We start from the raw sequence: 9,237 nt of genomic DNA, 5'->3' as shown, positions 1-9,237 counted from the left end.
CAGCACAAGACATTCACCAGGTATTCTGATTCGGGAAGGATTGTGTATATACAATGAGCCTTAATCACATTGAAGATTTTTTCCCGCTTTCCCCTATGCAGCAAGGCATGTTATTCCATAGTTTATATGCGCCTGATTCTGGCGTATGCGTCGTCCAGTCCTCCTTGAGTTTCAAGGGGGATCTGGATCCATCCGATTGGAATAAAGCGTGGATGCACATTGTACAGCGGCATGCTATATTGCGAGCTTCATTCATTAGTGACGATGTGAAAGAACCGATTCAAATTGTGAACCGTGAAGTTGAGCTTACGCAGGAACTTCTTGATTGGCGCTCCGTCCCAGAGGAGGAGCAGCCGCATCGTCTTGAAGCGTATCTACAAGCAGACAGAAGCAGGGGATTCGTGTTAAGCGAGCCTCCGCTTCTGCGGCTTGCTTTGATTCAGATGGCGGAACAGAGCTACACGTTTGTTATTACGATCCACCATCTACTTTTAGATGGATGGAGCCTTGGAATTCTGTTCCGCGAATTATTTACCCAATATGAATGTCTCCGTGCAGGAGTAGATGGAGTATTCGATGCTTCGCGGCCGTATCGCGATCATATCGCATGGTTAAAGAAACAGGATATGTCGAAGGTAGAAGCGTTCTGGCGCGATCAACTGCGAGGATTTTCAAGCCCGACGCCGATAGCAATTGGCCGAACTCCGGCACAAGTAGGGCAGCAGTATGACGAATGTTCGGTTATACTGCCTGAGGATATCACCGCAGAGCTGCAAGCATTTGCACGCCGTAATCGAATGACACTGAACACGCTTCTGCAAGGTGCTTGGGCGATTGTACTGAGCAGGAACAGTGGTGAAGAGGATGTTGTCTTCGGTTCAGTTGTTTCAGGCCGTCCTCACGACTTGCCGGGAGCAGAGTCCATTGTTGGCTTGTTCATCAATACATTGCCAGTTCGCGTTCAGGTGCCAGGTCATGCTACTGTTATTAACTGGTTCCGCGAATTTCAAGCTTATCAGACACAATTGCGGCAGTACGAGCACAGTCCGCTGCTGCAGGTACAGAATTGGAGTGAGCTGCCAAAGGGACAACGCTTATTCGATAGTATTGTCGTGTTCGAGAATTATCCGATTGACGGCAGTGTGATTGAACAGCAAGGGAATTTAAAGCTGGAAGCAGTGCAAAGCTTCGAGCAAACCGGATATCCTTTGACTATCGTCGCAGGACCAGGGTCAATGTTGAAAATTGAGATGCTGTATGCATGTGATCGATTCACAGGCGATGCTATCGAGAGGTTGCTGGAGCAACTGCAAGCTGTGCTGACAAGCATTGTCCACAATGAAAAGCGCACGCTTGCAGACCTTCCATCACTGCCTGAAGCAGAGTACCAGAAGCTGCTGCATGAATGGAATGATACCGCGCTGCCGCTTGCGCTTACAAGTCCCGTTCCTCATGGCGTGGCTCAGATGGCGCAGCAGCTGCCCGACCAGATTGCAGTATCAAGCTTAGACGTATCTATCACCTACCAAGAGTTGGATGAACGGTCTAATCAGCTGGCGAGATTTCTGCAGCAAGCAGGTGTCGGGAAAGGATCATTAGTAGGCGTTTGTGCAGAGCGCTCGGTTGAACTGATTGTCGGGCTGCTGGGCATTTTGAAAACGGGCGGGGCTTATGTTCCGCTTGATCCCGAATACCCGAAGGAGCGTCTGCAATTTATATTAGAAGATACAGCGGTACAGGTATTGCTTACCCAGCAGCGGCTTCAAGATCGACTGCCTGACCACGGCGCTCGGGTTATTTTCCTAGACACAGAATGGGATCAAATCGAACAGCATAATGCTCAAGCTTTCATATGTGAGGCAGATCTTGACGATGTGGCATATGTTATCTACACCTCGGGCTCAACAGGCAGACCGAAGGGAGTAGAGATTACACATTATGCTCTACTTAATCTGGTCAATTGGCATCAACATGCGTATAAGGTGACGGAGAGCGATCGTGCCACTTTACTGGCCGGTACTGCCTTTGATGCTTCTGTATGGGAAATCTGGCCGTATGTAACGGCTGGTGCAGGCCTGTTCATTCCGGACGAAGATACGAGGCTTATACCTGAACAATTGAGAGACTGGATTGTTGAGCAGCATATTACAATTAGTTTCATGCCGACACCGATTGGTGAAAGACTGCTTGACTTACCGTGGCCGAATCAGCTATCGCTGCGCGTGCTGCTGGTCGGCGGCGATAAGCTTCACCGCTACCCAGCAGAACAGCTGCCGTTCCAACTAGTCAATAACTATGGACCGACGGAGAATACGGTCGTTTCTACGAGCGGATTCATACCTGTCCGAAGAGATAGCGAAGAAGCGCCAACGATTGGTCGACCGATTGCCAATACGAAGGCGTACATATTGGATCGGCATCTGCAGCTTGTTCCTGTGGGCGCTGTAGGGGAATTGTATGTGGCTGGACAAAGTCTGGCACGAGGATATTGGAGGCAACCCGAATTGACTGCCGAACGATTCATCCGCAATCCGTTCGGATCATCACCTGATGAGCGGATGTATGCTACGGGGGATTTATGCCGCTATCGGACAGATGGAGAGATTGAATATATCGGCCGCAAGGACGATCAAGTAAAAATACGCGGCTTCCGTATTGAACTGGGTGAGGTGGAGACTGTTCTTGCCTTGCATCCTGCCATTAGCGAAGCATTGGCTGTTGTGCATCAGACGTCGGCGGGTGACCCGCGATTGGTTGCCTATGTTACGCTGGCAGACACGACTGCTATTGCGGTGCAAGGGGCCGAACTGCGTCACTATGTGAAGGAGCGGCTTCCGGATTATATGGTGCCTGCCTCTTTCATGATTATTGACGCGTTTCCGCTTACACCGAACGGCAAAGTCGATCGCAAGGCGCTGCCTGAACCGAATCTTACACTGGAAACCGAGACTTATGTCGCACCTCGTTCTGAAGTGGAACAACAATTCGCTCAGATCTGGTCGGATGTGCTTGGGATTGAACCGATCGGCATTCATGACAACTACTTTAGCCTAGGCGGCGATTCGATTGTAAGCATTCAGATTGTTAGCCGCGCCAAAAAACAAGGTCTGCATATTACGCCGAAGCAGCTCTTTGCTCATCCAACGATTGCAGAACTGGCACATGCAGCGGTGAAGATGCAGACGACTACAGCGGCACAAGGAGTCGTCGAAGGCTCCGCAGCGCTTACACCGATACAGCGCTGGTTCTTCGAGCAAGAGTTTTCAGCTCCACAGCACTTCAACCAAGGCATGGTGCTGACCGTCAATCCGAAGTTAAGTATAGATGTGCTGCGGCATGCGATTGGCCATCTGGTTGCCCATCATGACGCGCTAAGAATGCAGTTTACGCGAAGTTCAGAGGGATGGGTGCAGCATAATGCGGGCATCTCGGAACAGATTCCATTCGCTGTAGTAGATCTGTCTCATCTGCCGCAAGACCAACAAGCGGAAGCGCTTGAACAGGCAGCTGATGAGGTGCAGCGTAGCATACAACTGGCTGAAGGAAATCTGATTAAGGCTGTTTATTTCCAGCTTGGGGGAGGTACTGCGGGGCGACTACTGTTGATTATTCATCATTTAGCGGTGGATGGTGTATCATGGCGCATTTTGTTGGAAGATTTACATAACGTTTGTGAACAATTAGTCGACAATGAACCTGTGGAGCTTCCAGCCAAAACAACTTCCTTCCGGGAATGGGCCGAGAAGCAGACGGAATATGCATGTTCGGCGGAAGTACAGGCAGATGCTGCTTACTGGTTCGGGGAACGAAACACGTACGAACCAGCATTCCCTGTGGATAGAGAAGGAGCAAGCACCGCCGCAACTGTTGAACAGACCGTTCGCATCCTGTCTGCCGAAGAGACGCGGCAATTGCTGCACGATGTACCTGCGGCCTATCGAACCCAAATTAACGATGTGCTGTTGACGGCACTGGCGCGTACGATGGCATGGTGGTCAGGGGATCAGAAGCTGCTGCTTCATTTGGAAGGGCATGGACGAGAAGAGGTAATTGAAGGAATTGACTTATCGAGAACGGTGGGTTGGTTTACTTCCATGTATCCACTCCTGCTTGAGCTTACGGAGCAAGATGAAGTCGGTGAACAGTTGAAATCTATTAAAGAACAGCTTCGTGCTGTACCAAATCGTGGTTTAACTTATGGGCTGCTGCGTTATGTAGCTCAACCACCAATGCTCAGGCCGTTTGAGGAGTACCCGTCACCTAAGCTTAGCTTTAATTATTTGGGTCAATTTGATCAGACGCTGGGATCCAGCGGAGATGCTCTGTTTAGCGGCGCTGCGGAATCTATGGGAGCTGAGTTTGATCCGTCAACCGTTCGTCAGCATTTACTTGATGTATCCGGCATGATTGTGGGCGGCTCGCTTCATGTGACGTGGGCGTACAGCGACAACAATTATAATTCGCTTACCATTGAGCAGCTTGCGGATCGATATATGGAAGAACTGGTTGGAATCATCTCCCATTGCCAGATGCCTGATGCGGTAGGGGTAACGCCTTCAGACTTCCCGCTTGCCAAAGTTACGCAACAGCAGCTTGATCAAGTCTATGCTCGGAACAATGCGCTGCGAGATTTATTTCCGCTTACGCCAATGCAGGAGGGAATGCTATTCCATTCGCTGGAGGCTCCGGAAGCGAGCCTATATTGCGAGCAGAGTGTATTTACGCTTCAAGGCCCATTCCAGGTGCGGTCATTCACGCAAGCTTGGCAGCAAGTGATGGCTCGGCATGCGATTCTGCGCACCCATGTTGAATGGGAAGGGCTGGAACGCCCGCATCTCGTACTTTGCGACGAGGCGCCGGTGAATGTGGAGGTGCTGGACTATCGTTCGCTTCCAGCGAAGGAGCGCAAAGAGATGTTGCAGAGCTTACTCGTGGAGGATCGCCGTCGGGGCTTTGATTTCGCGCAGTCGCCACTGATGCGCTTCACGATTGTACGACTTGAAGACAATGTGAACCAGTTTATCTGGACATTCCATCATTTACTTCTTGACGGGTGGAGTGTGCCGATCGTTATTCACGAATTTTTCCTCTTGTATGAAGCGCATGCGGAGGGTACATCTGTAAGTCTTGATCCAGTACCTTCGTATCGCAATTATATTGCATGGCTCGACAAGCAAGATCAGAAGTTGGCAGAGGAATTTTGGAAGAGCTATTTGCAAGGAATAGAGAGCCCTACTGCCATAATGGGAGCGGCGGCTCCGGAACATGAAGAAGTACAGTATGACGAGATGATGGTCGGAATTGGCGCTGTGTTGACGAACGAGCTTGACTCTTTTGCACGCAGTCAACAGCTTACGATCAGTACGTTAATCCAAGGAGCATGGGCACTTCTGCTCAGTCGTTATAGCGGGGAAGCAGACGTTATGTTCGGAACGACAGTTGCGGGCAGACCGGTTGATCTTGATGCGGTCGAAACGATGGTTGGCTTATTCATCAATACATTGCCAGTTCGTGTATACATAGAGCCGCACAAGCAAGTATTGCACTGGCTGCGTGAACTGCAAGAAGTGCAGACCAACATGAGGCAGTATGAATATGCATCGTTAGCTCAGGTTCATAGCTGGAGTGAGGTGCCGCGTGGGACGTCACTATTCGAAAGTCTCGTCGTCTACGAGAACTATCCTGTGCTGCAGGCTTCACCGGAAGTAGCAGCAGCAATAGCCGAACTGGAGATGGAGTCAGCTCAGAAGCTGGAGTTGCTTGAAGTTAAGGCATATGAGCGGACGAATTATCCGATTACTGTAACGGTCATCCCTGGTCATGAGCTGGAACTGCGTGTCAGTTATGATGCTCATCGGTATAGCGAAGCAACGATAAGACAGATTACAGTACACTTAGAACGAATTTTGGCAGGCATAATAAAGCAATCTCATGACAGCATTCGTAACATCTCAATGCTAACCGAGGACGAGGAGCGTCTTCTGCTTCATCAATGGAATGATACGGCTGGGAATTACCCGCGTGATAAGACGGTGCATGAGCTGTTCGATGAACAAGCAGCACGTACCCCTGATTCAATTGCACTTGTGTTCGAGTCAGAGCAGCTTACTTACCGCGGACTGCAAGCAAGAGCAAATCAGCTTGCCCAATATTTGCGTAAGCATGGGGTCGGTCCTAATGTCCCTGTCGGGATTGCGTTGGAACGCTCATTTGATGCGATTGCAGCCCTGCTTGGTATTTTAAAGGCTGGAGGAACCTATGTTCCTCTTGATCCGGATTATCCGACAGAACGGCTTATGTTCATGGTGGAGGAGACAGACATTGCGCTGTTGCTCACACAGGAGCGATTACAGCATAAGCTGCCTAAGACGGCAGCGAAAATGATTTTGCTGGATCAAGAATGGGAGATGATTGCAGAGCAAACGACGGATGCGCCTGAGCTGTCATGCGGTGCTGAACATTTGGCGTACATCATCTATACTTCAGGCTCAACCGGACGACCAAAAGGAGTATCTATCCCGCATCTCGGCATCGTTCGGCTTGTGAAAGGACTCGACTTTGCCCGGTTCGGATCAGGTGAGGTTATGCTGCAATTCGCCCCTATCTCCTTCGATGCGTCAACGTTCGAGGTATGGGGAAGCTTGCTAAATGGCGGTACATTAGCCATTATGCCTCCAGGGCTGCCTTCTGTTCAGGAGCTTGGCGAATATATGCAGACCAATAAGGTTACCGTTGCTTGGCTGACAGCCCCGCTCTTCCATACGATGGTAGAGGAGAACTTGGACGGACTGCGTCAATTGAAGCAGCTATGGGCTGGCGGCGATGCGCTAAGCATGGTGCATGTGCAGAAGGCGCTGGCATTAGACGGCTTGGAGTTAATTAATGGATATGGTCCTACGGAAAATACGACATTTACATGCTGTTATAGGTTCCCGCAAAAAATGGGTTCTATCATTCCGATCGGGAGACCAATCATGGGCACTACATGCTACATATTAGACAAAAACCAAAGTTTGGTGCCAATAGGGCTGCCTGGCGAGCTTTATATCGGGGGAGACGGATTGGCGCATGGTTACTTGCATCAGCCTGAGCTGACAGCGGAGAAGTTCGTAGACAGTCCTTTTGTACCAGGGGAACGCTTATATCAAACAGGTGATTTGGTTCGATATATGCCGGATGGAAATATGGAGTTCCTCGGACGCCTTGACCATCAAGTGAAAATCAGGGGTTTCCGTATTGAGCCTGGTGAGATTGAGAAGGAAATCAGCTCACATCCAGATGTTAGCCAAGCTATCGTTGTTGCAAAGACAAACGGCTCCAAAGAGAAGCGGCTGGTGGCGTATGCGGTGCAAGCTCAGGCAGGCGGACACTTGACTGGCGACAATTTGCGTGCCTATCTCAAGGAACAACTGCCGGACTACATGGTTCCGACTGTCATTGTGGTGCTGGATGAATTGCCACTGCTACCTAGCGGCAAAGTCAACCGCCATGCATTGCCTGAACCTGAGTTTACTTCTTCTCAAGGGTATGCAGCACCTATAGAGGAAGCAGAACGAATTTTGGCGGAAATATGGTCGAATGTGCTCGGGGTAGAGCAGGTTGGCATTCATGATAACTTTTTTGAACTGGGTGGAGATTCGATCCTAAGTATTCAGATTGTGGCCCGTGCTTCGCAAGCAGGCTTGAAGCTGACACCGAAGCAATTGTTCCAATACCAGACGATTGCGGAGCTTGCGACGGTCGTGGAAACGACGACAACGGTTCTAGCAGAACAGGGATTGGTGCAGGGGCCGCTTCCGCTTACTCCTGCGCAGCACTGGTTTTTCGAGCTGCCGCTCGTCAACCGTGATCTTTGGAACCAATCGTTCATGCTGCAGCTGCACTCGGATTCAGTAAGCCCGGATATCGTACGACAAATGATCTATCATCTTATCAGCCATCATGATGCGCTGCGCATGAGATTTAACGAGGACGAACACGGCTGGACACAATGCAATGATGAGCTAGAAGAGGCCGAGGTACCGTTTGCACACTTCGATCTCTCCATGATGGAGCAGGTGGAGCAGTCAGCCAAAATCGAAGAGATCGCCGCCGGACTGCAAGCCAGCTTAAGCTTGTCTGGCGGGATTATGATGCGCGCTGCCTTGTTCGAATTGGGAGGAGGTCAACCAGCACGACTCTTCTTAACGATTCATCACCTTGTCGTAGACGGCGTATCGTGGCGCATCCTGCTGGAGGACGCTGAGCGAGTATATAATCAGCTAGCAGAAGGACATCCGGTAGAGCTTCCAGCCAAAACGACGTCATTCCGGCAATGGGCTCATATGCTTACAGAAGAAGCGGCCAAGGGAGCATACAGACAGCAGCTCGAGTACTGGGAAGACATGGCGATGGCATGGATACCGCGTCTCCCACTTGATTATTCAGTAAGCGATGACCAGATTCCGATGATCAATACTCATGCGTCATCTGAAGGCATCAGCGTTCAACTGGATGCAGAGAGCACACAGAGATTGCTGCAAAATGTACCAGCCGTCTATCGGACGCGCATTGATGAAGTATTGTTGACTGCACTTCTTGCTGCCATGGAACGCTGGACAGGCAGCAGCACTCTGCTTGTTCATCTGGAAGGACATGGGCGTGAAGATATTGTGCAGGGAGCGGATCTGTCTCGTACAATAGGTTGGTTTACTGCAATTTATCCGGTCTTGCTTGACGGAGGTTATGAGACGGAACCCGTATCCCGACTTCTTGCCGTCAAGGAGCAATTACGGGCAGTACCAGATCGTGGCGTAGGCTACGGTATATTGCGTTATCTCGATCAAGGAGAGCGAGGAAATCATACACTGGCGCAGTTCCCTACGGTGGAGGTGAGCTACAACTACTTGGGTCAGATGTCATCTATGTATGAGGAAGGCGGCTTATTCCAGCCGGCTTCTGAGTCAGGCGGGATGACACATGAACTATCCAATTCACGTCAGCACCTTATCGATGTGGCAGGAATGGTAGTCAATAACCAACTGCAGTTGATGATTACCTACAGTACGAATTTGCATCATAAGAGCACCATTGAGCAGTTAGCGAATGACTTTACTGAAACGCTTCACGCCATCATCGCAAATTGCCATCATTCTGCTGCAGATACGTTCACGCCTTCAGATTTCCCTGAAGCGGGGCTGAGCCAGCAAGAGTTGGACTTGATCATGAAAAAAATGCATGGCGGGAGGAACAGCTAAC

General features: G+C 50.2%; 1 protein-coding gene. It reads left to right on the top strand.

Translation table 11 applies throughout. The annotated features are described in order from the left end of the window. The first annotated feature begins 53 nt into the window (after positions 1-53). Positions 54-9,236 (top strand): non-ribosomal peptide synthetase, encoded by a 9,183-nt coding sequence (locus tag NO352_RS11720; RefSeq protein WP_289355735.1) that lies wholly within the window; start codon positions 54-56, stop codon positions 9,234-9,236. Position 9,237 lies beyond the last annotated feature (1 nt).

It is taken from the genome of Paenibacillus sp. S-12 (genome assembly GCF_030363895.1).
GTDB classification, from domain to species: Bacteria; Bacillota; Bacilli; order Paenibacillales; family Paenibacillaceae; genus Paenibacillus_B; species Paenibacillus_B alvei.
This window is presented reverse-complemented; position numbering and strand designations above follow the sequence as displayed.

What these genes read in the sequence shown, in the direction of transcription:
- NO352_RS11720 (WP_289355735.1), top strand. Translation starts at nt 54, where the DNA reads ATGAGCCTTAATCACATTGAAGATTTTTTCCCGCTTTCCCCTATGCAG.